Origin of the sequence: Atopobium sp. ICM42b, from assembly GCA_000564995.1 — a bacterium.
GTDB lineage: Bacteria > Actinomycetota > Coriobacteriia > Coriobacteriales > Atopobiaceae > Lancefieldella.
Window position 1 is genome coordinate 1 of sequence record JDFH01000015.1, and the last position, 25,537, is coordinate 25,537.

At 50.6% G+C, this 25,537-nt stretch carries 24 protein-coding genes and 1 tRNA gene; 11 read left to right on the forward strand and 14 right to left on the reverse strand.

Translation table 11 applies throughout. The features are described from left to right. Nucleotides 1-326: Dps family protein (locus HMPREF1493_RS04525; protein ID WP_035428158.1), on the reverse strand; the 326-nt coding region annotated here is incomplete at its 3' end. Between the two features lie 284 nt (nt 327-610). Here HMPREF1493_RS04525 and asnA point away from each other — a divergent pair. Both asnA and HMPREF1493_RS04535 read left to right on the forward strand, forming a co-directional pair. Further along, a complete protein-coding gene (gene asnA / locus HMPREF1493_RS04530; protein ID WP_035428159.1) occupies nt 611-1,612 on the forward strand; it encodes an aspartate--ammonia ligase in 1,002 nt (333 codons plus the stop codon). A gap of 166 nt (nt 1,613-1,778) precedes the next feature. Then, the gene (locus tag HMPREF1493_RS04535; protein ID WP_035428161.1) at nt 1,779-3,296 is read left to right on the forward strand and encodes a zinc ribbon domain-containing protein; all 1,518 of its coding nucleotides are present in this window, start codon (nt 1,779-1,781) and stop codon (nt 3,294-3,296) included. Between the two features lie 121 nt (nt 3,297-3,417). On the opposite strand, the gene HMPREF1493_RS04540 is transcribed toward HMPREF1493_RS04535, so the two are convergent. From HMPREF1493_RS04540 to HMPREF1493_RS04560, 5 genes are all read right to left on the reverse strand, one after another. Then, a complete protein-coding gene (locus tag HMPREF1493_RS04540) occupies nt 3,418-4,305 on the reverse strand; it encodes an ROK family protein (RefSeq protein WP_035428163.1) in 888 nt (295 codons plus the stop codon). Nucleotides 4,306-4,319: 14 nt separating this feature from the next. Then, nucleotides 4,320-4,655: a PTS lactose/cellobiose transporter subunit IIA gene (locus HMPREF1493_RS04545; protein ID WP_051485272.1), complete on the reverse strand. Its 336-nt coding sequence runs from the start codon at nt 4,653-4,655 to the stop codon at nt 4,320-4,322. A gap of 55 nt (nt 4,656-4,710) precedes the next feature. Then, nucleotides 4,711-5,007 carry a PTS sugar transporter subunit IIB gene (locus tag HMPREF1493_RS04550; RefSeq protein ID WP_035428165.1) on the reverse strand — a complete coding sequence of 99 codons (297 nt, stop codon included), beginning with the start codon at nt 5,005-5,007 and terminating at the stop codon, nt 4,711-4,713. Nucleotides 5,008-5,083: 76 nt separating this feature from the next. Next, the gene (locus tag HMPREF1493_RS04555) at nt 5,084-6,523 is read right to left on the reverse strand and encodes a PTS sugar transporter subunit IIC (protein ID WP_035428167.1); all 1,440 of its coding nucleotides are present in this window, start codon (nt 6,521-6,523) and stop codon (nt 5,084-5,086) included. 23 nt (nt 6,524-6,546) lie between these two features. Then, nucleotides 6,547-7,944 (reverse strand): glycoside hydrolase family 1 protein, encoded by a 1,398-nt coding sequence (locus tag HMPREF1493_RS04560; protein WP_035428168.1) that lies wholly within the window; start codon nt 7,942-7,944, stop codon nt 6,547-6,549. Nucleotides 7,945-8,078: 134 nt separating this feature from the next. Here HMPREF1493_RS04560 and HMPREF1493_RS04565 point away from each other — a divergent pair, with 134 nt between their 5' ends. Continuing rightward, nucleotides 8,079-8,798, forward strand: a complete 720-nt coding sequence (locus tag HMPREF1493_RS04565; protein WP_035428170.1) for a GntR family transcriptional regulator — start codon at nt 8,079-8,081, stop codon at nt 8,796-8,798. A gap of 155 nt (nt 8,799-8,953) precedes the next feature. On the opposite strand, the gene yfcE is transcribed toward HMPREF1493_RS04565, so the two are convergent. Next, the gene (gene yfcE / locus HMPREF1493_RS04570; protein WP_035428171.1) at nt 8,954-9,514 is read right to left on the reverse strand and encodes a phosphodiesterase; all 561 of its coding nucleotides are present in this window, start codon (nt 9,512-9,514) and stop codon (nt 8,954-8,956) included. Between the two features lie 129 nt (nt 9,515-9,643). Continuing rightward, nucleotides 9,644-10,627 carry a homoserine O-succinyltransferase gene (locus HMPREF1493_RS04575; RefSeq protein WP_035428173.1) on the reverse strand — a complete coding sequence of 328 codons (984 nt, stop codon included), beginning with the start codon at nt 10,625-10,627 and terminating at the stop codon, nt 9,644-9,646. A gap of 46 nt (nt 10,628-10,673) precedes the next feature. Between HMPREF1493_RS04575 and HMPREF1493_RS04580 the strand changes: the two genes are divergently transcribed. The 4 genes from HMPREF1493_RS04580 to HMPREF1493_RS04595 all read left to right on the forward strand — a co-directional run bounded on the left by HMPREF1493_RS04580 (nt 10,674) and on the right by HMPREF1493_RS04595 (nt 14,472). Continuing rightward, entirely contained in the window at nt 10,674-12,041 is a 1,368-nt protein-coding gene (locus HMPREF1493_RS04580) for a DEAD/DEAH box helicase (protein ID WP_035428174.1), read from the forward strand. Between the two features lie 42 nt (nt 12,042-12,083). Next, nucleotides 12,084-12,464, forward strand: coding sequence for a DUF1304 domain-containing protein (locus tag HMPREF1493_RS04585; protein WP_035428175.1), 381 nt, complete (start codon nt 12,084-12,086; stop codon nt 12,462-12,464). A 73-nt stretch (nt 12,465-12,537) separates the two neighbouring features. Next, nucleotides 12,538-13,857 carry a class I SAM-dependent rRNA methyltransferase gene (locus HMPREF1493_RS04590; RefSeq protein WP_035428177.1) on the forward strand — a complete coding sequence of 440 codons (1,320 nt, stop codon included), beginning with the start codon at nt 12,538-12,540 and terminating at the stop codon, nt 13,855-13,857. A 120-nt stretch (nt 13,858-13,977) separates the two neighbouring features. Beyond that, nucleotides 13,978-14,472 (forward strand): hypothetical protein, encoded by a 495-nt coding sequence (locus HMPREF1493_RS04595; RefSeq protein WP_035428178.1) that lies wholly within the window; start codon nt 13,978-13,980, stop codon nt 14,470-14,472. A gap of 14 nt (nt 14,473-14,486) precedes the next feature. On the opposite strand, the gene tadA is transcribed toward HMPREF1493_RS04595, so the two are convergent. Next, on the reverse strand, nt 14,487-14,993 hold the full coding sequence (gene tadA, locus HMPREF1493_RS04600) for a tRNA adenosine(34) deaminase TadA (protein WP_051485273.1): 507 nt from the start codon (nt 14,991-14,993) through the stop codon (nt 14,487-14,489). A gap of 190 nt (nt 14,994-15,183) precedes the next feature. On the opposite strand from tadA, the gene HMPREF1493_RS04605 reads away from it, so the two are divergent. The 4 genes from HMPREF1493_RS04605 (at nt 15,184) to HMPREF1493_RS04620 (ending at nt 19,729) form a co-directional block, all read left to right on the forward strand. Further along, a tRNA-Ser gene (locus tag HMPREF1493_RS04605) sits at nt 15,184-15,274 on the forward strand. Nucleotides 15,275-15,508: 234 nt separating this feature from the next. Continuing rightward, nucleotides 15,509-16,051, forward strand: a complete 543-nt coding sequence (locus tag HMPREF1493_RS04610; protein WP_035428180.1) for a LemA family protein — start codon at nt 15,509-15,511, stop codon at nt 16,049-16,051. A gap of 405 nt (nt 16,052-16,456) precedes the next feature. Next, complete coding sequence (locus tag HMPREF1493_RS04615; protein ID WP_035428181.1) at nt 16,457-18,343, forward strand: magnesium transporter; 1,887 nt, start codon at nt 16,457-16,459, stop codon at nt 18,341-18,343. 189 nt (nt 18,344-18,532) lie between these two features. Next, nucleotides 18,533-19,729 carry an Nramp family divalent metal transporter gene (locus HMPREF1493_RS04620; RefSeq protein WP_051485275.1) on the forward strand — a complete coding sequence of 399 codons (1,197 nt, stop codon included), beginning with the start codon at nt 18,533-18,535 and terminating at the stop codon, nt 19,727-19,729. Nucleotides 19,730-19,813: 84 nt separating this feature from the next. On the opposite strand, the gene HMPREF1493_RS04625 is transcribed toward HMPREF1493_RS04620, so the two are convergent. From HMPREF1493_RS04625 to HMPREF1493_RS04645, 5 genes are all read right to left on the reverse strand, one after another. Next, nucleotides 19,814-20,785 (reverse strand): hypothetical protein, encoded by a 972-nt coding sequence (locus tag HMPREF1493_RS04625; RefSeq protein ID WP_035428182.1) that lies wholly within the window; start codon nt 20,783-20,785, stop codon nt 19,814-19,816. 65 nt (nt 20,786-20,850) lie between these two features. Next, nucleotides 20,851-21,312, reverse strand: a complete 462-nt coding sequence (locus HMPREF1493_RS04630) for a YtxH domain-containing protein (protein WP_035428184.1) — start codon at nt 21,310-21,312, stop codon at nt 20,851-20,853. A gap of 57 nt (nt 21,313-21,369) precedes the next feature. After that, a complete protein-coding gene (locus tag HMPREF1493_RS04635; protein WP_035428185.1) occupies nt 21,370-22,242 on the reverse strand; it encodes a cyanophycin synthetase family protein in 873 nt (290 codons plus the stop codon). 46 nt (nt 22,243-22,288) lie between these two features. After that, nucleotides 22,289-23,632, reverse strand: coding sequence for a hemolysin family protein (locus tag HMPREF1493_RS04640; protein WP_035428186.1), 1,344 nt, complete (start codon nt 23,630-23,632; stop codon nt 22,289-22,291). A 651-nt stretch (nt 23,633-24,283) separates the two neighbouring features. Next, the gene (locus tag HMPREF1493_RS04645) at nt 24,284-25,486 is read right to left on the reverse strand and encodes an FprA family A-type flavoprotein (protein ID WP_035428188.1); all 1,203 of its coding nucleotides are present in this window, start codon (nt 25,484-25,486) and stop codon (nt 24,284-24,286) included. Nucleotides 25,487-25,537 lie beyond the last annotated feature (51 nt).

Consider the following 25,537-nt stretch of genomic DNA (forward strand, 5'->3'; position numbering starts at 1 on the left):
TTGATCTCTGCTGCGAATGCACGAATTGCCTCGTAATCAGCAAGAATAGCGTCGAAAATCTCCTGTGGTTTCTTGAAGCCCTCTGCTGCCTCGGAAAGAGTTGCGTTCTTGAGGAAGGAATCCATGGAGCCCAGTGGAGAGCCGTCGTTCATCAGAATGAGCTCGGCAACCTCGTCAAGCTGGTCATACATTGCACCGTAAACCTTGTCGAGGTCAGTGTGCACATTGTAGAAAGAAGGGCCGCTGACATACCAATGGAAGTTGTGAATCTTGTGAGCCTCAACAGCGTAGTTAGCGAGAAGAACATTGAGCTTGTCGTTTAGCATAATTAAAACCTTTCTATATGATTCCTAATAAATAGGAATGATTACTATTTAATATCTATATTCCCCTCTTTGGATGGGATATACAAACTTTCTAAAAATTTTTGAGATGCAATGTTTGAAGTCGCAACTCCACAATAACCTGCATGATTTTTGCTATTGCAGTCGACCTGCACTCGTCTTTTTGACAAAACGGTTAAATCACACGGGTTTCTCGCCAAAGGGTTAAAGAAAGAAGGCAAAATCAGCGCAATCGAATTTTTAGCGTTCTCTTCCAAGGAGACCACATGACCAAGATTCCAGAGGGCTACCGTTCAAGCCTTTCGCTTTACGATACTCAGAAAGCAATTGAGCAGGTCAAGAACGTGTTTCTGACCAAACTGTGCGCCGCATTGAAGCTGTCGCGCGTCACTGCTCCGCTGATTGTTGACCCGCTTACCGGCATGAACGACAACCTCAATGGCGTTGAGCATCCGGTTGCTTTTGACCTGCCAAACGTAGGCAAGAACGCCGAGGTAGTTCAGTCGCTCGCAAAATGGAAGCGCTATGCACTTTGGCGCTACAACTTTGCCGTTGGTCGCGGTCTGGTCTGCGACATGAACGCTATCCGTCGCGACGAACAGCCCGATAACCTGCACTCCATTTACGTGGACCAGTGGGACTGGGAACGCATCATCACGCAGGACGAGCGCAATACCGATACGCTGGAAGACGCCGTTTGTCGCATTGTTGAGGCAATCTGCGGAACCCTTGACGAGCTCAAGTGGCACTATCCGCAGCTTAACACGCAGCTCAGTCGCGAAGTTACCTTTGTGACCTCGCAGGAGCTTGAGGACCTCTACCCTACCCAGACGCCTAAGCAGCGAGAAAATCTGTTTGTTCGCGAGCATCCAACCACCTTTATCGTGGGTATTGGCGGCGCTCTAAACTCCGGACAGCCTCACGACTTCAGGTCTCCCGACTACGACGACTGGTCACTCAATGGTGACCTGTTGTTCTGGGATGAGACCTTGGACTGTGCGGTAGAGATCAGCAGTATGGGCATTCGTGTTAACGCTGAGGCACTTAAGTCGCAGCTGGCAATCGCTGGATGTGAGGACCGCCTTGAGCTGCCGTTCCATAAGATGCTCATTGACGGCGAGCTGCCTTTTACCATTGGCGGCGGCATTGGCCAAAGTCGTCTTTGCATGCTGCTGCTAGAAAAAGCGCACGTCGGAGAGGTGCAGGCATCTATCTGGGACAAGCAGACCGAAGACCGCTGTGCAGAAGCAGGCGTTTCTCTGCTCTAAGCAGCGGGCCTGAACACGCGAAGCGGATCTACATCGCGTGTCACTAAACGCGCGTAGCCGCCCTCAAAACTAAAAACATTTTGGCGTTTCTCCTGTTAACGCTACAATAGTAACCCAGTGTAATTAAATGCCACTGAGTCTAACTGGCGATTTAAGGAGCGACTCTATGAATTGCCCCAACTGCGGAGCTGAAATTAGCAAACACGCAAAGTTCTGTTCCAACTGCGGACAGAAGCTTTCTGATGTCGCGGACGCTGCTAACGTCGAGAAAACCGATGCGCTCGCCGATTCCACAGAACCCGCACCAGAAACCGCACCCGACAACTCCACCACAGCCACCGAGGTTATCGCGCCAGCAGAAGCTGATGAGCCAGCTGAAACCGTAACTGATCCAGACGCAACTGTCCTGGCAGAGTATCCGATCGATGACAAAGACGCAACTGCTGCAGAAACCTCGCTCCTAGAGGTATCGGCAGACGACTCCTACATCACCCCAGATGAGGCGCCTACCGTTGTCACCGACTTGGACGCTGTAGCAGATGCTGACGCAGACCCCACCGTAATCGCAAACTCCAACGTTTCTGCCGAGGAGCCTACGACCTTCATTAATGACCCAGATCGCATCGACGTCTTCACCTCTGACGATGTTGATTCAACTGCTATTTCGCACTTCGACCCTTCGCAGTTCACCGTTGTTTCAAGCGGACCTAGTTCCGTTGAGCGCAAGCAAACCAAGGACGGCTCGGACACACTCCGCAAAGTGGCATTTGGCCTACTTGCGGCTGTTTTGGTTGTAGGCGTACTGGCCATTGCTTGGGTCATTCAGTCCCACCAAGACGACGCAGCTAAGCGCAGCGCCGTCCAGCAGCGCATTGCAACCTATCAGGAGCAGATTGAGAGCGTTGGCGTTGATCCTCGCAGTGACAGCAGTCGCGTTGAACTTCTTAACCAGTACGAGAAGCTCAATGAGATTGAAGAACAAATTCAGACTGATCAGAAGAATGGACAGTTCCGTATGCCTAATGGCAGTGACGATACAGGAATCAACGTTCTGAATAGCTCAATCTCTGATCGACAGAAAAGCATTCGCGACTGGTTTGAGGCCGACTACAAGCGCAGGCTAACCGCAAACAGCTTCAACGACACAGATACCGCAAATACTATGGATCAAAAGTCTGTGGCAAATAAGCTTGTTGAGCTACAGGCTCTTCTCGGAGATATTGAGCACGAGAAGGTTATCTGGGGCGACGATACAGGCAACAATTCAACCTATGATTCATACCACTCTCGCGTATCTGACCAGATAAAGAAGGGTGAAACTCTTAAATCTGGCGTGGCCGAGAAGACCAAAAAAGAGCAAGAGCAGAAGGATAAAGACAAGAAGTCCGAGGAAGACCGCAAAAAGGCCCAAAAGTGGGTTGGCACCTATAGCGGTACCGGCACCGACGGCAAGCCAATGGAGGTTGTCATTCAGAAGGACGGCACGGTCATTTGGCGCATCGGCGGTCAGCCAGAAGTTCGTGGCACCTGGACTGGTGACGAGTCAAAGCTTGAGCTTAACTTCAACGGCCAGGTCAGTGGTAGAAGCGAGCCCTTCACCCTCTCTTCCACCAACGGTGGAAGAACCGTAACCATCAGCTCTCAGAGCAGTACTTGGAATACTGACACACTTTCTAGGAAGTAACGCTGACTAGAAAACCGCACGTCACAGACACAAATATGGCGAGAAGACCGATCGATCTTCTCGCCATTTGTTTACAAAGCGAACGCTGTTCCACACGGTAGTCGTTCTTCTTGCCAAACTCCTACGCGCCAAGTGCACGTTGTCCAAGCACTAAAGCACCTAGAATGCCCTGGTTTCCCTCGCAACCTCCAGGAACAACGTAATTCTGTATGTCCTCTATCTCTGGAGTGTTGATGTAGCCGTTGAGGTACGCAATAAGTTTCTGCTGGATAAGCGGGAACAGTTGCTTCTGCTCCATGACGCCTCCGCCCAAAATAATGCGCTGAGGTGAGTAGCACATTACATATGTGGAGAGGGCTTTTGCAAGGTAGGCAGCCTCAAGCTCCCATACCTCGTCTTTTTCGGTAAGCTCAACAGCTGGAAGCCCCCAGCGCTCTTGAATAGCAGGACCTGATGCCAGCCCCTCAAGGCAGTTCTGGTGATAGGGACACTTAGTCTGCTGCCAAGGATCGTTTGCCTCACGTTCAACAAGAATATGACCAGCCTCGGGATGGAGCATGCCGTGCTGGAGTTTTCCTTCAAGCAACACGCCGGCGCCAATTCCGGTTCCTACTGTCAGGTAGACAACGTTATCAAGGCCGCGAGCTGCACCAAAAACTGCTTCTCCTAAGCAGGCTGCATTGACATCGGTATCGTATCCAACGGGGACGTTCAGTCCATCCTTCAACGCCTGCAACAGATTGAAGTTGCGCCAACCTTGCTTAGGAGTCGAGAGAATCTTTCCGTAGCTAGGCAGGTCAGGATTGACTCCCGTGGGGCCAAATGCGCCAACACCTAGAGCCTGAATAGAGCGAGCTTTGAACCAGTCCACAATCTTTGGCAAAACAGACTCTGGCGCTGCCGTGGAAAAGACCTCACGCTCGCAAATTTTTCCGTCTGGTGTACCCGTGGCAAGAACAATCTTTGTTCCGCCAAACTCAATACCACCAAGAAGCGTCTCTGCACACATGTTTTTCTCGCCAGTTACTTGTTAAGGAGCTTCTCGTACACGTCAATGAAGTCCTCAGCAATAATGCGGAAAGACTCGGCCTGCATAAGCTGGTCCTCAGCGTGGAGCAAAATGAGCGAGAACTCAACATTGCTGTTATCAATTGCGGACTGCTGCAGCATGTTCAGATGCGTGCTATGGCCCTCATTAAAGATCTCTGTACCAGCAATAATATCTGCACGCGCGCCATCAATATCGCCCGTTTTTGCCTTCTGGATAGCGCCAATATACATTGACTTTGCCGTTCCAACAGTAGCAATAATCTCAAAGGCTGCTTCTTGCGTAGCAGTCACGCCGTCATCTAAATCCATTTTTACCCCATACTCTTTTCTTGAGCACCTGGGAGCTCAGAAAATCTTTTACCGCTTATTTAATAAGCTCCAGTGCGTCGTCAAGGATTTTTGCAGCGTTCATCCTGCCGTAATCAACCATAGGAATAACGGCTACAGGAGTAGATCCTGCTGCAGCCTCAACGTCTGCCTTTGCATACGCAATCTGAGGTCCAAGCAAAAAGACGTCTGCGCCATCAATGAGCTCAAGTGCCTTATTAAGAGGATTTGCAATAATCTCTGCATCCAAACCACGAGAAGCAGCCTCTTTCTGAAGCTTCTGAACAAGCAGGCTCGTGGACATTCCGGCGTTGCAAGCAAGTAAGATTTTCATGTGATCTCCTTTTGATAAGCCAGCCACCAAATACGATGGCTGGCTTCAAGTGATACTCAGATTATAAGCTTACAAACTACTCTGCATCCTGAGCGTTCTCTGCAAGAGCCTCAGCCTGCTTGGCCTGTGCACGCTCGGAGATCTTCATGAATGGCAGGTAAATTGCCATGGCGAGAAGAACCTCGATAGCCTGCCAGATAACGGCACGATAGTCGCCGCCGGTTGCCAGCCAACCACTCAGGAAGACTGGGGTGGTCCAAGGAACCATTGCAACGCAAGGGCTAATCCAACCAAGGTTGGTAAACAGGTAAGTCAAACCAATGAACAAATCTGGAACAAGAACAAATGGAATCATCAGAGGAAGGTTAAAGACGATTGGATAACCGTAAATAACTGGCTCGTTGATGTTGAAGATACCTGGGAGAAGAGAAAGTGCTGCAACGTCTTTAGAAGCCTTGTTCTTGGAGAAGACAAAGGTGTCAAGAAGCAGCATCAGAGTACAACCAGAACCGCCGATCAGCGCAAAGGTGTTGATGATCTGCATGTTCATGTAGTGATCCTGAGGAATTGGCTGACCAGCTGCAAAGGTTGCCATATTGTCAACAATAAGCATGGTCAAAATTGGCTCAATCAGAACACCAGAGATGGTGGACTGGTGAATGCCAAGGCAGAAGAGCAGGTTTGCAAAGGTGTAGATGATGATGACTGCAAATGGACCAGCATTCATGAGGCCCTTCAGTGGGGCGGAAATGCTTGTTGCAATGATGGTCATAAGGTCGGTACCAGCGCAAACTGCAAGAAGAGCAGAAGCAATACCAAAGACGGTCAGGGTCAACATCATAGGAATCATGGTGTTAAAAGAATCTGCAACCGCTGGTGGAACGCCCTCACCAAGGCTGACCTTCAGCTGCTTAACGCTGGAGAGCTTAATGAAGATGGTGGTAGAAAGCAGGCCAATGATGATTGCACCAAAGAGGCCGTTAGTACCGGTGAAGGAAGTGGAGAAAGCACCAGTTACATCAACACCAGTAACTGCATAGCCGGTTGGCAGAAGCTTAGCAACATCAGCCACAGGAAGTGCAACTGCTGCTGCAGCTGCATCAGCGGCGTTTGCTGCATGAAGAACAGCACCTGCAGTAGCAACAATGCTCTGAGGCATCATGATGATAAGTGCAGCAATACCAATAACAACGCAAGAGATTGCGTTTTCAAAACGCTTGTTACGAGCGAGGCAATAACCAATAATGCCTGCAAGAATAACTGCCGAGAAACTCAGAGTGCCCTGAGCAATTGCTGCGCCCCAAACCTTGAAATTAGCCAAGGTAACTGGATCATTTGCAAAGATGAGTGGGAACAGAACGTTGTTGATCAGTACTGCAATACCAGCCAAAATGTAAATTGGACTGACAGTTGCAAATGCATCGCGCAGGCTTCTCAAATGAACTTGATTACCTACTTTTGCAGAAACTTCTGCAAATTTATCTAGAAACGATGCCTGGCCATTATCTTTTGCCATGAACAAACTCCTTTCACGAGTTTCTAGTCAACTATATGTGTAGTGGCAACTTGCTTAAGCCACTCAGCTGATTTCTTAAGACGACGGTTGTAGTTATCTTCCAGATCAACCTCAACAAAGCCATAACGGTTCTTAAAGGCATTTGCCCAGGACCAGTTATCGATGATGGCCCAGTAGTGATAACCACGGCATTTTGCGCCGTCCTGAATTGCACGAGCAATCCACTCAAGATGACGACGGACAAAATCAACACGATAATCGTCTTGAATTACGCCGTTTTCGTCTTTCTTAAGATCTTCTCGCTCTACGCCCATGCCATTCTCGGAAACAAACCACTCAAGCTCTGGATACTCATCACGAACCTTCATGGCAAAGTCGTAGAGACCCTGTGGGTAAATCTCCCAACCACGAGAAACATTCATCTCTGCTTCTGGCCAAATATAGGGATCAGCAAAGTTTGGAATGCCATTCTCGTCAGTATCTTTTGCAGGAGCTTGAATACGCTCTGGGTGGTAATAATTGCAACCCAGCCAATCCACAACGCCGTCGGCAAGAATAAGCTTGTCCTCAGGGCGAATAGGCAGGTCAACACCACGGGTCTGCAGTGTATCGATGACATCCTGTGGAAGCTCTCCCTTAGTTACCAGGTCAAGCCACCAGCGAATGTTGACGCCGTCGGTCATGCGCAGCGCCTCAAGATCTGCCTCAGATGGATTCTCTTTGGTATATGGTGGTGCAAAGCAGTTGATGAGGCCAATGCGAGAGTCCTCAAGCATAAAGCCTGCGGCTTTTGCGCGGCGATACTCGCGCACGCCAAGTGCGTGAGCAAGTGAAATGTTGTACTGAACTGCACGAGCACGCGAATAATTCTTAACAAAGGGGTACCAGCCACCAAGTGTGTAGCGGACCTCTGGCTCAACAATTGGCTCGTTAAAGGTAAACCAATAACGAATCTCTTTTCCAAACGTTTCAAACGCAATGCGCGCGTAATGCGCATATGCCTCAACAACCTCACGAGACTCCCAGCCACCGCGATTGAAGAGGTATTCAGGCATGTCAAAATGATAGAGGTTTACAAAAATCTCAATACCAACCTTCTTAGCAACAGCAAAAAGGTGATGATAGTACTTCTCGCCCTCTGGATTAAGGTTGCCGTTAATGTCCAACAAACGGCTCCACTGAATAGAAGTGCGAATGGAATCCATGCCAAGAGACTTGAGAAGCTGAAGATCGTCTTCCATTCTTTCTGTAAAGTCATTTCCGGCGTAGGATCCAACGCGATTGTGGAATGCATGAATGTCCAGGTTAGACCAGGTGTCCCAAAGGTTTGGCAGCTTTCCTCCGTCTTGCCATTTACCCTCGGTCTGTGGACCAGACATTGCCCCACCAAAGAAGAAATTCTCAGGCAACTGATACGACATGCCTATCCTTTCTCAAAAGTATCTAAACCTGACATGTCAACTTTATGAAATAGATATGTTAGGTTTTCTATGTAGTATACTAATGCAAATCAGCTAGAATGCAAAGTAAAAATTTTGCTACCTGAGGAGGTGTCATGAATAAGTACGACTTGATTGTTCAGGATCTCAAAACTGATATTGCTATAGGCACGTATCCTGCTTATTCTCGCCTGCCTTCTGTTGCTCAGCTCTGCGAGCAATATGAAGTGAGCAAAATTACCATTAATAAGGCACTAGAAGTTCTTGAGCAGCAAGGGCTTATCTTCAGGCGAAAAGGCTCCGGCACTTTTGTCAAAAAGTTGGAAGAAGGAACACAAATTAAGCCAAGTAAAGAAGTCTCCGGTCAAATGGAAGGCTTCATGGCTGAACACGCTGCCCGAGGTGAGCGCGTTAAATCAAAGGTCTATACCTTTGAAGTTGAGCGTCCCTCTGAATACATTGCTAAAGCTCTTGATATTACTACCGAAGATTTTGTCTATAGAATTGTGCGCGTTAGGCTTGTTGAAGGAATTGCGCAGGTCATCGAGTATACCTACATGCCTATCAGCTTAGTACCCAATCTTAAAAAGGCTCATCTGGAGCACTCAATTTACAACTATATTGAGAGCGAAATTGGGCTCAGAATTGCCAATGCGCACCGCGTAATTAGAGCCGTCATGCCTACAGAGGTTGAGGCCTCAAGGCTAGAAATTAGTACAAGCGACCCCCTCTTAGAGGTTGAGCAAATCGGTTATATCGACGATGGTCGCGCGTTTGAATATTCCATCTCGCGACATGCGCATGGCTATGAATTCATGACCATTTCTATGCACTAACCCCTGGTATAACGTTACAAATATGGCGAGAAGACCAATTGATCTTCTCGCCTTTTGCGTGTATGGGCGCGCGGCGCGGGGTGCAGCACGCAGCGCAACGCAGCCTGGTTGCTGCTCGGCAAGCGCTCGACGGCTGCTCGGCAGCTGCTCGGCAACTACTCGCCGAGAATGACGTGCCTGAACTCGCCGTCCTCGTAGATTCCGCAGCTGTGAGTGCCATCCTTTGGAATACCTACAGAACCTGGGTTAAACACGGTGACCTCAGGATGATCATGGCCCTTCTCGTTATATTTTCTGTGCGTATGGCCGTACACAAACGCGTCAAGACTTGGCATCTGAGGCCACTTATCAACGCTGTTGTGAATGCCAGGGCCAAAGACGTGACCGTGAGTAAAGAAGATGGTGAACTGCTTGCCCGTCTTTGGATCCTTATCAAACAAGATGTTGTAATCAGCCATGCAGGGGAAGTCCAGAACCATCTGGTCAACCTCTGCCTCGCAATTTCCGCGGACCGCAATGACCTTATCGGAAATGCTGTTCAACATCTCAATAACGCGCTTTGGTGCGTAGTCTGCAGGAAGATCGTTGCGAGGGCCGTGATAGAGCAGATCTCCCAGAAGCAAAACGTACTTTGGCTGCTCCTCCTCTATGACCTGCATGAGCTTCTCGCAATAGTCGGCAGCGCCGTGAATATCTGAAGCAATTACAACCTTCATCAACGTATCCTCTCTATACGTGTTTCTACACGTAGCTTCATACGCGTGTATCAATAAATTATTTTATGGTATTGATGGCGTCCAACCAGTTACAAGCGCTGGCAATTCGGTCACCGTGTAAACGCCAGCTTAGAACCTACCGGTCATCCTTGCGTCAGGATCAGCCTCGGAAACACGCTTACGAAGATCTGCAATAGCTGCAGGTATCTCGTCTGTGTTGTATGGCGTCATCTGGTACACCCAGTTAATCCAGTTGCGATACAGCAAGTTGGCGTGCGCTCGCCAGGTAAACAGCGGCTGCTTTTCTGGATCGTTATCAGGGAAATAGTTCTCTGGCAGGCGAATAGGCAGGCCCTTGTGAAAGTCGCGCCAATACTCCTCTGCAAGCGTATCGCGATCATATTCAAAATGACCGGTTACAAAAATCTCGTGGAAATCTCTGGTGGCGAGAAGTGCAGGTCCGCTGGTAAATCCCTCAGAAAGCACGGCAAGCTCTGGATGATTCACCAAAGCTGATGTCTCAATTGCAGCATGGCGAGAGTGTGGCATGTAATGTACCTCGTCAAATCCATTGGTGAGGAAGCAATACTCATCGCATAAACGCTGCGGAAAAATACCAAAAAGCTTAGCGCCCAGCATCTTCTTGGGAATATCGTGCAGGTAATACAGGCCAGCTAGTGCGCCCCAGCACAGGTACATCGTAGAAAAGACGTGCTCCTGAGACCAATCAACAATGCGACAGAATTCATCCCAATAGTCAACGTCCTCATATTTAAGATCTTCGATAGGAGCACCCGTAATAATCAGACCGTCATAATTCTTATCTTTGAAGTCATCAAAAGTTGAATAAAACGTGACCAGATGGTCGGCGGCAGTGTTTTTAGATTCATGCGAAGAGATGCGCATAAAGTCACACGTTACCTGAATAGGAGACTTTGAAATCAAACGGAGAATCTGAGTTTCTGTCTGAATTTTCTTAGGCATTAAATTCAAAATTGCCAGGCGCAGCGGGCGAATCTCCTGGTGTTCTGCAACTTCTTCCTCAAGCGCAAAAATACGCTCCTCTTGCAGTGTCTTCTTAGCTGGTAAACCATCTGGAATATTAATAGGCATGGCAACTTCCTTTGGCTAATCGTTGCACATAAGTATACTTGTTTATATGGAAATAACTTTTGCCGAGCTCGGGCTAAACGAGCAAATTCTGGCAGGCGTAGCAACACTTGGGTTCAGCGCGCCTACTCCCGTGCAAGCCGCGGCAATTCCCGCTGTCCTCGCGGGAAAGGACGTTGTTGCGTCTGCGCAAACGGGAACAGGTAAAACTGCAGCGTTTATGTTGCCTACGCTGCAGCGCATTGCTGTCGAGAAACCCGGTGGGACCGAGAAGCTCGATGCCAAGGAGCCCAACGCGAGCGCCAAACCCAACGCGGCCGCCGGACGCGGCGCCAAGCATAACGCCAAGCGAGGCGACGCCAAACGCAATACATATCCTCGCGCGCTCATCATCACGCCAACGCGAGAGCTAGCTGCTCAAATTGATGCCGTTGCCAAGAGCGTTTGCGCATCCACCGGTCAGCAGGCCGTCATTGTTACCGGTGGCGCTCGCTACAAGCACCAGATAACCGCGCTGCAAAAAGGTTGCGATGTACTGGTGGCAACACCTGGCCGCCTGATAGATCTTCTCGACAAGAAGCATACAAGCCTTGAGAACATCCAGGTACTGGTGCTCGACGAGGCGGATCGTATGCTTGACATGGGATTTTGGCCAAGCGTTCATCGCATTATGGAGCAGCTGCCCAAAGCGCATCAAACGCTGCTTTTCTCGGCAACGCTCCCCGCATCAATCACATCGACTATAGACGCGCTGCTTAAAGATCCAGAGCGCATTGAGATTGCAAGAACCGGACAGACTGCGGCAACAATCGAGCAACATTTATGCTCGGTCACTCAGGGACAAAAACCGCAGCTCTTAAAGGCGCTTATCGACTCGTTTGATCCTGCGCCAGAGCGTGTGTTGGTGTTCTGTAGGACAAAGTCGCGCGTTGACAGCATTTACAAAAATCTCAAAGCCGCAGGTCTCAAGGTTGACGTTATGCATGCGGACCGTCCGCAAAAAGCTCGCGCAAGAGCGCTGGAGCGATTCCGTAGTGGCGCCATTCAGGTTCTTGTTGCAACTGACGTCATGAGCCGCGGTATTGATATCCAGGGCATTGACGCAGTCATTAACTTTGACGTGCCGCTTGACCCTGAGGATTATGTTCACCGCATTGGCCGAACAGGCCGTGCAGGAGCCGCAGGTCAGGCGTTCACTTTTATGGGACCAGACGAGGTCACGCCTCTCAGAGAAATTGAATATTTTACAAAAGCGCTCATTCCTACATGGGATCTATCTGGCTTTTCTTACGATACTGGACGCATTATGCTCCAGGACCCCCGCTCTACCTCCAAGACCACGCGTTCGATGTTCTCGGGCTCAAGGTCAAGAGGCAAAGGATTTGGATTTGGCGGCAGATATGGCCGACATACGTAATCTATAATCGATGCAGTCAGCTCATACAGTAAAGGAATCAAAATGGGCCCTTTTAATGGCGTTGGTGTAATTTTTGCTCTTGGAGCAGCAGCTCTTCATGTGGTTATTTTTTATCTTGAGTCATTTGCCTGGACTTCTGACGGCACACTCAAGGCCTTTAACATGACAAAAGAAGAGGCAGAGAGCACCGAAAAAATAGCTTTTAACCAGGGATTTTACAATCTCTTTCTTGCCATTGAGGTATTCGTTGGCGTCTTCTTGATGGCCACCAGAAATCCAGCAGGCAAAGCGCTTGTTATCTTTGCTGTATGTTCAATGGCATTTGCCGCAATTCTTCTCTATGTAACTTCTCCCGACAAACGCTCTGCAGCCATCAAGCAGGCAATATTCCCCATTATGGCTCTCTGCAATTTGATTCTGTAACTTTTGAACATAGATGCTGGGCGCTTGCAGACACCCAGCTTTTTTGTAAGCGCTTCTCGCGAGAAGGACCATCATGAAACAACTCCGCCCATATCCACAGGTTATTGTCACCAAGAAAGCAGCTCGCGCGCTTGCGGGCGGACATCCTTGGGTCTTTGAGGGCGAGGTTATTCGTGTAGAACCGTCTCCAGAAAGCGGCAAGCATGCTCAAAACGGTTGCATTGTTGATGTCTTTGAAGAGAACGGTACCTACCAGGGAACCGGCCTTCTGTCAGAAATGAGCAAGATTCGCGTCAGAATTGTGACAAGAAACGCCAACGATAGGCTTAACGAAGCGTTTTGGAGTCGTAAGATTAGCTGGGCGTGGGAGCACCGCAAAACCACTATGGGAAACCGCGCTCTACCAGGCACTGAGCCCGATACCAATTGCTGCCGTGTCATCTTCTCTGAGGCCGATGGCTTTCCTGGCTTAATCGTTGACCGCTACGAGAATGTGCTTGTTGCGCAGGTAGGAACCGTTGGCATGGAGCATCTGCGTGATGCTATCTATCCACTGCTACTTGAAGTTTTCTCTGCAGACGGCCAGGTAATCGACGGCATTTACGAAAGAAATGACTCCCCCTCTCGCCTTAAAGAGGGACTTCCGCAATATAAGGGCTGGTGGACAAGTGGTTCTTCTGACGAGAATAGCTTGATTACAGAAAATCCTCTTACGCTGCCTTCAACTCATGTTCTTGCAACCGAAAACGGGCTCAAATTCAATCTTGACCTGGAAAACAGCCAGAAAACCGGCTTTTTCTTAGATCAAAAATATAATCGTCGAGCAGCTCGTCAGCTTGCGCAAGGTCGCCGTGTGTTGGATTGCTTCTGTCACGTTGGTCCTTTTGGTCTTAATGCCGCAGCTGGTGGAGCAGAATTTGTCCGCTGTGTAGATGTCAGTCAAACCGCCATTGACCTTGCGCGCCAAAACGCGGAGCTCAACGGCTTGGCAGACCGCATGGACTTTACCTGCGCAAATGTTCTCGAATATCTGCCAAAGTTAGCTCAAGACCGCGCTCAGCTCAAAGCAGAGGGAGGTCCGTTTGACCTCATCATTCTGGATCCGCCCGCATTCACTAAGACACGCGACAAGGTTCGCAGCGCCATGCGTGGCTATAAGGAAATCAACGCTGCAGCCATGAAGTTGCTACCTCGAGGCGGCTACCTGGCAACCTGTTCCTGCTCACACTTCATGACCAGAGATCTTCTCGCCCAAGCAATTGCCGAGGCAGCTCACCACACCAACGTACAGCTCAAGCAAATTGAAGAGCGACAGCAAGCTCCTGACCACCCAATTCTTTGGGGTGTTCCCGAGAGCCATTACCTTGATTTCTTTATTTTCCAGGTGATCTAGAACTACAATTCCATTCTCCAAAGAACACTTTATGAAATTTATTACATATTGTGATATAATACTCTTATAAAATATTTTATGAATTTATAAGAGTGTTTACGGCATACTTTGGAGGCTCTTATGGCTGAGACGGATGTCAGTAATTCATCTGAACAAGTAACCTCAAGCAAATACTCGTCCCGATTAACCTACGGGCTATTAGCTTTTATTGGTGGCTTTGCCGGACTTCATACATTTTATAGAACAGGTAAAATCTCGTCCTTCAGGACTGTATTATCTGGGTGTTTCCTCTATTTTCTTGTCTCTTACAACTATTGGTATCTCTATGCTGTTCTCGTGCTTATAAATTCTTTTATTACACTCTCTATCGTCTTTGATAAAAATGTAACTAATCAAAATGTCCAAGGGCACGCGTCTCAGCCCCAAACAGCTGACGAGAATGACAAATTAATCTTAATCACAATCACTGTATTTGCATTATTCCTGTTAGTAAGCGCGACTCTATCTTTTGTATTCAGCATCTCAATGGCTATAAAGCTCATTCTTCTAGTAGCTTTTATTGGTCTTGGGGCTTTGCTGATAAACGCTAGTGGAATCAAGATCTCTTTTAAATAATTCCTCTAAACTTCTCAATTTTCCAAACTTTTGCTTTTACGACGCTCTTTGAAGAAGGCTTTGAGCTGTGCAGATGCCTCGTCTGCTAATACTCCGCCTGAGACAGCAAACTCGTGATTGAGTCTTGGATCGCTACTAACGTCAAACAACGTACCCGTTGCGCCGCCCTTGGGATCAAACGTACCAAACACACAACGATCAATACGAGCGTTGACCATCAATCCCGCGCACATCAAGCAAGGTTCCAGCGTCACATAAACCGTACAACCCGAGAGCCTCCAGCGGCCAAGCTTTTTTGAGGCCTCTTGCATGGCGAGAAACTCAGCGTGCGCAGAAGGGTCGTTATCAATTTCACGGCGATTGTGGGCAACGGCAATAACCTCTCCATCGCACACCACAACTGCTCCGATAGGCACTTCTCCTATCTGTGCTGCAAGCTCTGCCTGCTCAAGAGCAAGTTTCATGTACTTCTGATCAAGAGCAGCCTGTGGGGTCAAAGGCTCTTGTGCTTCGTCACTCATAGCTGCTCCTCTCTTGTCCGATTGCTGGCGTAAATCTTACGGAATTCTGTCTCGGCTCTGACGCAAATCCGTCGCGATTCTGTCACGAACCTGACGCATATTTGTCTTCACTCAATTATGAAGCAAAACCTAACTTGCTAAATCCCCTACTCGCAAAAAACTGAATTATGCGGTAGGATATTACCGCTTTGGAGAGGTGGCAGAGTGGTTGAATGCGGCGGTCTTGAAAACCGTTGAGCGGTGTCCCCGTTCCGAGGGTTCGAATCCCTCCCTCTCCGCCATTTTTGGCGGCCCTCAACTCCATGTTTTACTTCCAGAACTTCCATTCCATTTCACGTCATTTCTAGCTCAACGTTCTTCTCGTCAGTGTGTGGGCGAGCATTCCATTTACCGAAAGATTCCTTAACAAGTTAAAAGCTTTAATCAAAAACGCCTTAGATTTTTAGTTTTGGGTATAATTAACCTGTCCAAATGGATGGCTGACACAAAATTGTCAGTGATTGAAAGGATTTAGCATGATTATTGCCGCAGTTGTAGTTATTGTCCTTCTTGTTTTCTGGGCCATTAGCATTCACAACAACATCATCCGCGCAAGCAACAGGTGCGATAACGCTTGGGCAGCTATCGATACGCAGCTTCAGCGTCGTAACGATCTGATCCCTAACCTGGTCAACACCGTTAAGGGTTACGCAACTCACGAGTCTAAGACTTTTGAGGCAGTTACCTCCGCTCGCGCTGCAGTCGCAAACGCTCACACTCCTGAAGAGAAGATGCAGGCTTCCGGCACTCTTTCCAACGCTCTGACCAACCTGTTTGCTGTTGTTGAGAACTACCCAGAGCTCAAGGCTAACCAGAACTTCCTGGAGCTCCAGGCAGAGCTTACTGACACCGAGAACCGCCTCAGCTACGCTCGCTTGAGCTACAACGATGTTGTCATGAACTACAACAACATCATCGCTGTCTTCCCAAACAACCTTCTTGCTGGTGGACGTTCCCCACGTACAAGCTTCCAGGTCACCGACGAGTCCGCTCGTCAGGCACCAAACGTACAGTTCTAAGAGCTGTTTCGTTACACTTTGTACCAGCTCAGCCCGGTATCTGCGTTCCGCAGGTACCGGGCTTTTTTGTGCGCCGTGAAGCTTTGCGGATCGGGCTGGTCATGCGCTGGTCGCACCTCGACTGCAGGTAAATCCGAGCAGCTAGATTATGTGAAGAGTCTTTACAGCCTCGCGAGAAAATCGTTAAAATAGTTACATCTGTGAATTGTCCTCGCAAGCACAATTCACGTTCTATTGGATGAAGAGAAAGGTCAGCATGAAACCTCGACCTCACAGTCGCTGACCTCTTGCGGTGTGCCGATTTGCACCGTGAGGGGTGAAATCGCAATGCAGTCCCCGTGGCAAATACGCAGAGTTTCTCGCCAAAGCCACGCTTTAGTCTTCGGACGCATGTAAGGAGCACACATGATTTATCTTTCCCAGTTAATGGGTAATCCGGTTCTAGATTCAGAAGGCGAGAAGATCGGTTCTGTCTCCGACCTTGGAATTGCTACCGGAGAAGTTTTTCCTCGCATTACTTCCCTGGCTTTTATGGGCCCTGGCCGCACGCCAATGATGATTTCTTGGCGCAAGTATGTTGATACCTACGATGAGGACGTCATTAGGCTCAAGGTGCCTTCAACTGAGATTCGTTTCTCGTACCTCCAGCCTAACGAAGTTCTTCTCGCCCGAGATATTCTGAACAAGCAGATTGTTGATACGCGTGGCATTCGCGTCGTCCGCGTAAACGACCTCAAGCTTTCCGATACTAGCTCAACGCAGCTGCGTCTTCTGGGCGCAGAGGTTGGCGCACGCGGTCTGCTGCGCAGCCTTTCTCCCCAGCTAGAGCACCTGGTTACCCGCATTGCGCGCGCCATGGGTCACCCCATGCAGGAGCGCATCATTGCGTGGAGTTACATGGACCTGGTTGAGCGCGACCTCTCCAACGTTAAGCTCTCCGTTTCCCACAAGACGCTGGACGAGCTGCACCCTGCTGACGTCGCAGACATCATCGAGCGCCTGGACTCGCGCCTGCGTAGTCAGGTGTTTGCCCAGCTTGATGACGAGCAGCGAGCCGGCGCAATGGCAGAGTTCAACGACGACGCTATGGCAGTTGAGCTCATCGGCGGCCTGAACGAAAAAGAAGCATCTCGCATCCTGTCCGAGATGGATCCAGACGACGCAGCCGAGCTTGTCTCCGAGCTGAGCTATGACCGTGCCGAGAAACTCCTGCGCTTGATGGGCGTTAAGGAGCAGCGTGCAATTAGGCAGCTGCTGGGATACCGCGAGTACACCGCCGGTCGTATTATGACGTCCGAGGCGCTTTCTGTTCCTGAGGACCAGACCGTTGCATACGCCTTTGATCGCCTGCGCAACCTGGACGAGGACTTTGAGACCGTCCGCTACCTTTACCTTACTGACGAGGATGGCCGTCTGTCCGGAATTGTTACCTTGAACCGCCTGATTGTCTCCGAGCCAGAAACTCGTCTGGAGGAGATTGCCAATAAGAACCTGGTCACAGCCTCACCAGAGGACGACCAGGAGGACGTTGCTCGAAACATTGCAAAGTACAACCTGCTGGCCATGCCTGTTGTTTCTGACGACAACCGCCTGTTGGGCATTGTTACCGTCGACGATGCTCTTGACGTTCTTGAAGAGGAACACGCCGAAGACCTGCAGATTGTTGGTGGCGGCAGGAGCGATTCCGATTCTGGCGACCGCGGCCGCAACATTATTTGGTTCCTCCACCGCAACCTCTGGCTTTTGTTCTGGGTTGCCTCCGTTGTGACTGCTGCCTTTGTAGGAACAGCCGCAACATCTAATCCAATCATGGGTATTTTCGCAGCTCTTTGCACTATTACGATGCCAATCTCGCTGAACTTGAGCGAGAATACCGTCAACTACGTGACAAACTTCTTCCTCACAGACGATCCTGGCAGCGAGAAGTCTCCTTCTATCTTAGGCTTTGCCTTCCGCTCGCTTCTACTGGGTCTTCTGGTCAGCGGACTCATTTGCATCCTTGGTGCCGCAGCTCACGCCCTGCTAGAGGCTCTGTTCCATCCGTACGATCCAAATGCAGGCGTATTCTACGCCGCGCTCTTTGACCAGACTATTATTCAGATTTTTGGCGCAGCAGCTGGCTCTACGCTCATCTCCTTCCTGCTGACCCCAATTTTCTTGGCTGTACTTCGCCATCGTGAGGAGAAAAACCAGGAAACCTCAGGTCTCACGCTTACCCTGATTTCCATGGGCCTTTCGGTGGTGACATTCTTCGTCCTCTCTTACGCTCTCTCGCTTGTAGGTGTGATGTAAATGGCGCAGGAGAACGCACACGTAAAGGACGCGGTTGCAGAGCAGGGCGTGGTTGTAGAGCAGGACGCTGCTGCAGAACAGGACGCGGCTGGTCAGCTTTCTGCGGGCGACGGAATCGTTGTCGAGCAGGGCAAACGCACATCTAAAGAGAAGGCTCCGGTCAACAAAAACAGCCTCAAGTACATCTTGATGGCAATGGGTCCCGGTCTTCTCGCTGCATTTGCTGGTAACGACGCCGGTGGCATTGCAACCTACTCCAGCGCGGGCGCTACGTTTGGCTATTCGCAGCTGTGGACCGTGCCGCTCATGTGCTTCCTGCTGATTGTTGTTCAAGAAACCGCAGCTCGAATGGGCTGTGTCACTGGTAAAGGCATTGCATCGCTGGTGCGCGAGCGCTTTGGTATCCGCCTGTCCACGCTGGCAATGGGTGCGTTGCTGCTCTCCAACATTGCTGTTACCTTCTCCGAATTCGCAGGTATTGCGTCCAGTATGGAGCTCTTTGGCATCCCAACATACGTCTCGGTGCCTATCAGTGCCCTGATGGTGTGGCTTCTGACCGTTGGCGGATCGTACCGCCGTATCGAGAAGATTTTGCTGGCAATTAGCTGCATTTTTGTCACGTACGTGGTAGCCGGCGTGCTGGCTCAGCCTGACTGGGGCGAGGCCCTGCGCGTCACCATCATTCCACAGCCCTCCGCCGAACCGTCATACATTTCTCTGTTGGTCGCAAATATTGGTACTACCATCAGCCCCTACATGATCTTCCTGGTTGCATCAAATGTTGTCGAGAAGAACCTTGATACCAGCGACATTCCCGCACAGCGTGCAGACAATGTTGCCGGCGCAATCCTGGCCGAGGTCATTACCTGGTTCATCATGCTGACCACCGGCGCTGTCCTCTTCCCTCGTGGAATCTCTGTTGACTCCGCTGCCGACGCTGCTCGCGCCCTTGAACCACTTGCTGGTCAGTATGCTAGTACCCTCTTTGCGTTGGGTATGGTCGGCGCATCCTTCCTTGCAGCGTGCGTCCTGCCAGGCATTACCGCAAGCGCTATCTGCGAGGCATTTGGTTGGGAGCGCGGAGCCGACCGTAGCTGGCAGGAGGCCCCTGTCTACCACGGCATTATTACTACCGTCCTGGTCATTTCTGCGCTGGTTGTTCTGATCCCAGGCATGAGCCTCTTTGGCATCATGATGGCCGCCCAGGTCATCAACGGTATTCTGCTGCCAATTCTGCTTGTCTTTATGGTTATCATTGCGGCCGACAAACACATCATGGGCAAGTACGCCAACGGCCGCATCTGGAACGCACTGACCTGGTTTACCATCGTCACCGTTATCATCCTGACCATTGTGATGTTCATTCTGCAGGCCATGGGCTTGTAGCAAACGTCACGCAACTGCAACACAAAAATAGGGCGAGAAGATCGATCTTCTCGCCCTTCGTTTTATGCGTTTATCTGCTGCTTATTACTTGCTTGCCTTGTCAAACTCGTCCTTAAAGTCAGAGAACATCTTGCCCATGCGTCCAAGCTGCATGCCAAAGCCCTTTGCAGCCTTGTTTGCAGTAGCCTGTGCAGACGACTTGCTTGCAGACTTAGCGGCGGACTTTTCTGCAGCGGACTTGTCAGCGGCGACCTGCTCCTCTGCAGATGGCTTCTCGAGGCGAACGTCCTCTGCAGCAACGGGAGCTGGGCGCTCGGAATCGTCTTCTGCGTCGGGCTCGGTAGCATCTTCGATAGCACGCTTTGCCTTGGCCAGCGTCTTACCCAGGACAAACGCGCCCTTCTCGGTGGCCTCTGCAACAGCCTTTCCGGCCTTAGCGGTAGCCTCAGAAGCCTTTGCGGCGGCGGCTGCGTATCCCTCGCCTGCTTTTGCAGCTAAGCCGCCGGTGAGCTGGGCATCTGCTGCCTCGTCAGAGAGGACCATGGCGCCGTTAGAATAGCCAAGCAACCACTCAGGCTTGATGGCAAACGAGCCTACCAGCGCCTCAGATCCAGCACCGTCACCCACAAGAAATGCCGAGACCACACCAGTGACCTGGTCAAACTCTGCACCGCTCACGTAGCCCAGACTTTTTCCATTCTTAGTGCGGGCTTCCATGCCGTGCCATAGAATGCAGGTATCAAAGTCCAAGTTCAGGCGTTTGATTGCAGCTTTATCGACGTTATTCTCGGGATCTTTAACGCAAAGTCCCTGCTCAATGGTCTCCAGAGACTCCAGAGTGACAAACGCGTCATCCTGCTTAATCATGCCGGCAATATCGGGCTTCTGAACCATCACGCCCACTACCTGCGAGGACTGACCCTGTTTGAAGGGCGCAAAAACCACGTTATGAATTTTTCCTAACTTGGAAAACCGCTCTTCTCCCGCGTGCTTGCCCTTTGTAGCAGGCTTTTTGGGGAGAAGGACCTTTGCGCCTAGGAGCTCGGTTGTTTTCACGTGAAACCTCTCTATAAAAAACGGGACGTCATAAGGCGTCCCGTCACATTGCTTGTAAGTGAGGCTTATGCCTCCTGGTAGCCCTCGCCAGCGTGCTCCTGCTCGTGAGACTCAACGTTCTCGATGCGAACTGCCTGAGCCTCAGCAGTTGTGGCGGTTGGCTCTGGAACAACAAAGGAGTCTGCAACAACATCAGCAGCATCTGCGACAGTATTAGAAGCAGAGGTCACAGCGTCAGAAAGTGACTCACGGAGCTGATCCATACGCTCGCGAGCAAGATCAACCTTTGCGCGGAGCTCGTCGGTCTTTGCGTCAACAGTAGGCTTGACCTCGTCAATCTTAGTGCTTACAACCTTTGATGTGCGCTCGTAAGAATCAAGTGCGGAATCCCATGCGTCATTGACAGCATCTGCAGCCAAAGCGCGAGTCTCCTCGCCGGAACGTGGAGCCAGGAAAAGACCAGCTACAGCGCCAGCAGTAGCACCAAAAATAGCGCCTAGAAAGAAACCAGCAGACTTCTTGCTCATAAGTACCTCCTGTTAAACAGCAAAACGCTGTACGTAATCATACCGCAATAAGGGCGTTTATCGAACGGGCTTTGAACGAGGAACGTTAATCATGTTCCAGTCATCTGGGACGTCAGTGACCTCGGAGTCGTCCGTAGCGTCCTCATCAGCTTTTGCCTCGGCAAGCTCGTCGGCGGGTGCCTCGGCGGCGTCGGCTGCGGGCTCGGCGATGGCTGCGGGCTCGGCGTCGGCAGCGGGTGCGACCGCGTCCTCGTCGGCTGCATCGATGCCTGCGACCTCAGCGTTGTTCTCCTCAGCGTCTGCAACCTCAGCCTCAACTGCATCAGCAGCTGCGGCATCAGCGACGTCCTCGGAGGAGTTGTCGGCAGCGTAATCCTCTGCGTCTACGCTTTCTGCCTGGGGTACAGCGTCCGCCTCAGGTTCCGCGGAGTCTGCGAGCTCATCGGTCTTCTCGCCGTCAAGGCTCTGGATAAGCGCAACGAGGCCAGAAACGATTGCATTGATGTCTGGGTCGGCGTCCTCTTGGTTGCCATATGCCCAGTTGAGGAGCCACACAGCGCTGGAAAGCGAGGCTGCAACCAGCACGTCGTCTGGACATGCGAGGATGATCTCGTAGAGGCCGCGACGGGAATCTACCAGGGAAGTCTTGCCCGAAGCAACGTCTCCCGCGAGGTTGGTCAGGGCCAGAAGCTCAACGGTTACGTGCTCAAGCAGGTGCGCAACCTCGGTGTCCTTGGCAACAAGGCCAAAGCGAGCGTCGGCGTCACCCAAGCACAGATGATTGGAAAGACCTGGCAAAAGCTCAAGTACGCGCTCAGTTGCCTCAGCGTTTTCCGAGGTCAAACGTGGCGCTTTGGCCGAAAACTCAACGGTAGCGGTCAAGTTTTTAGGTCCTACCACAACTTTTTTGATAGAAATCAACTGCGCCATTTCAACCTCTTTCTATTGGTTCACTCTATTGTAATCATTCTTTTAGTTATTCATTTTCTGATGTGTCAGAGTTTTCGCCGGCTGGCTCAGATTCACCGTCTACCTGTGGTTCTGGGGCAATTACACGCAACAAAGATAGTCGGCGACGACGCATCGACTGCACGCGGAACACGTAGCCATCCTTCTCAAAAACCTCACCTGGACGAGGCAAATGATTTGCCAAATCCAGCACAAAGCCCGCGATAGTCTCGTACTCCTCGGATTCCCCGACCGGCCATCCAAGTTCAGCTGCGTCATTGAGCGAGAAGCGACCATCTACCAGCCACTCTCTATCAGAGAGCTGCGTCAGATACTTGTTGTCCGGATCAAACTCATCCTCAATCTCGCCAACAATCTCCTCGACGATGTCCTCAACGGTGATAACACCAGCGGTTCCGCCGTACTCGTCAACCACGATGACCATCTGGTCGCGACTTGTCTGCATCTCAGTGAGCAGCGGAATGATGTCTTTGGTATCGGGTACGTAGTCAGCAGAACGCACGAAGCGCGCGATCTTCTCGTCGCTAGCGTGCTGGTCAAGCGCCGGCTCCAGCAAATCTTTGATGTGAGCGATGCCCACGATGCGATCGATATTCTCGTGGTAGATAGGGATGCGCGAGAAGCCCGTCTGGCGCATGACGCGCAGGACCTCGGCGATAGTTGCGGTGTCCTCCATGGCGGTCATGTCAACGCGCGGGACCATTACCTCGCGGACAACAGTGTCGCCCATCTCGATGACCTCGTGGATCATGGATTTTTCTTCTTCAGAAAGGTCCTCGGAATCCTTGACGATGTAGCGGAGCTCTTCCTCGGTGACCTCTTGATGGTCGTTGGTAGTGTCAATGCCCATCAGCGTGGTAACCGCATCTGCCGAGGCAGACGTGATGAACACGAGTGGACGCACAATCTGCATGAACGCCTTCATAGGGCCGACGACTGCTTTGGCCACTGCCTCGGAGTTTGCTAGGCCAATACTCTTTGGAACCAGCTCGCCGATGACCACGGAAAAGAAGGAAACAATCAGCGTAATAGCCACGACAGCTAAAGGAAGCGCCAGGTCAGCGTGGACACCAATGCTAATAAGCCAAGTGCCAAATGGCGCGGAAAGGCTTGTTGCAGCAAATGCTGAGGACGCAAAACCTACCAGGGTAATTGCGACCTGGATTGTTGCGAGGAAATATCCGCGATCAGTGGCAATGTCAATGACAGCAAGGGCTCTTGGATCGCCCTCGTCCACGTCCGCCTCAAGTGCCGCGCGACGAGAGCTAACAATGGCCATCTCGGCCGCAGAAAAAAAGCCGTTTACCAGGGTAAGCAGCAGAGTTATTCCAATACTTAACGCAATGTCCATCGAGTGTATGGGCACCTACCTCTTCGAAGTTACTTTTTGTACAGACTATTGTACTCTAACGCGCTCTACCTTGTAGTCTTCAGGAATTTGACACAGTCTCGCCATGAAACGTCAGGCGCGAGACGCGATGGCGCGAACGGCTCCGCGAGGTGATAGCGTCAACTATACGAGCAGCACGCTTTTCCCGCGATACGAATTACTTTTCTGCGATTTTGCCAGCCATTTTAATATCATGCTTCTCTATTTTCTGCGTTAATTCTGGCTAACACGCAGTTCCCAATATTTGATGCAGAATTTTGAATAACTCGTCCAATTAATTCATTTCCATGAATACGTAACTTTTACGCCTAAAATTATGTGCCGAAAAAGGTAAAAAACCCGTTTAGTTGGAAATGAAAATTGAAAATTGGTTGATTTATCTCCAACTAAGACGATTTTTTACCGCCTTAAAAACTTTTATCTGGGCAAACGTTGTATGCAGAAAAATGAAATCTCCAACTAAACGCATTTTTTACCACTTCGGGTCACTTCGGAGTCATTTCGGGGTCACTTCGGGGTCATTTGCATCATTTTTGTCCGCTTAACTCCCTTAACAGCAAAAGACCCTCACATTCAGCTGAGTGTGGGGGTCTTGCTCAATATACCGCTAGATTAGAGCTGCTTGCCAGCCGCGACCAGGTCCTTGACCTGCGCACGAACGGCGTCCAGGTCCTCGTCAGAAGGAATCCAGCCAATAGCGTGAACAGGCAGTGGCATGGTAAACTCAGCTGCCTCAAGCTCGGCCTGAACCATCTTTGGTCCAAGTGGAGCCCAGCCGTAAGAGCCAAACGCAAAGCCAATACGGTGGTCATTCTTTGGAGAAAGACCGCTCATATAGGTCAGGAAGGAAGAAACGGTAGGCAGGAACTTAGAGTTCAGCGTAGGCGAACCAACGCAGACATACTTGGAATCCAAGAAGTGATACATGACGTTGGAGATATGAGTCTCCTTGAGGTCGATGAGCTGGGCAGGAATGCCTTCAGCCAGAAAACCGTCCAGAAGAGCGTGAGCCATCTTGTCGGTTGAGCCCCACATGGAGTCGTACACAACCAGGGCTTTCTCCTCAAGCTTGCCGGTAGTCCACTCCTCGTACTTGGAGATGATGTCGGCAATGTGGGAGCGCCATGCAACGCCGTGAGCTGGGGCGATAATATCGATGTTCTCCAGACCAATGCCCTTAACTGCGGTAACAGCGGAGTCAGCCTGACGACCGTAAGGGAGAACGATGTTTGCGTAGTACTTGCGAGCCTGCTTCATGACCTCGCAGTAGTCGGACTCGTCCTCAAAGCGGGTGCTTGAAGCGTAGTGCTGACCAAATGCATCGTTGGAGAAGAGGATCTTGTCGTAGTCAGAATACGTGACCATGTTGTCTGGCCAGTGGACCATTGGGGTCTGCACAAAGGTCAGGGTGCGCTTACCAATGTTGAGCGTATCGCCCGTCTTTACGCCGTTGACGTTGATATTCTCGCCATAGAAAGCCTTGAGCTCCTTGACGCCCTGAGGTGCGCTTGCGTAGACCTCGGCGTTTGGCGCGAGCTCCAGAATGCGAGGAACGCTGCCGGAGTGGTCCATCTCAATGTGGTTGCAGATCAGAACGTCAATCTTTGCTGGATCGATGATGCTCTTAATGCGCTCGACCAGCTCCTCGGAGAATGGGCGCTTGACGGTGTCAATGAGCGTGACCTTCTCGTCCAGGATAAGGTATGCATTGTAGGTGATGCCCTGCTCAGTGGTGTAGCCGTGGAACTCGCGAGCGTTCCAATCCAGGGCGCCTACAAAGTAGACATCGGGTTTGATTTCGACAGAACTAAGCATGTGTCCTCCAAAGACCACAGTGCGAAAATTTGACACTACAAGGATATCATT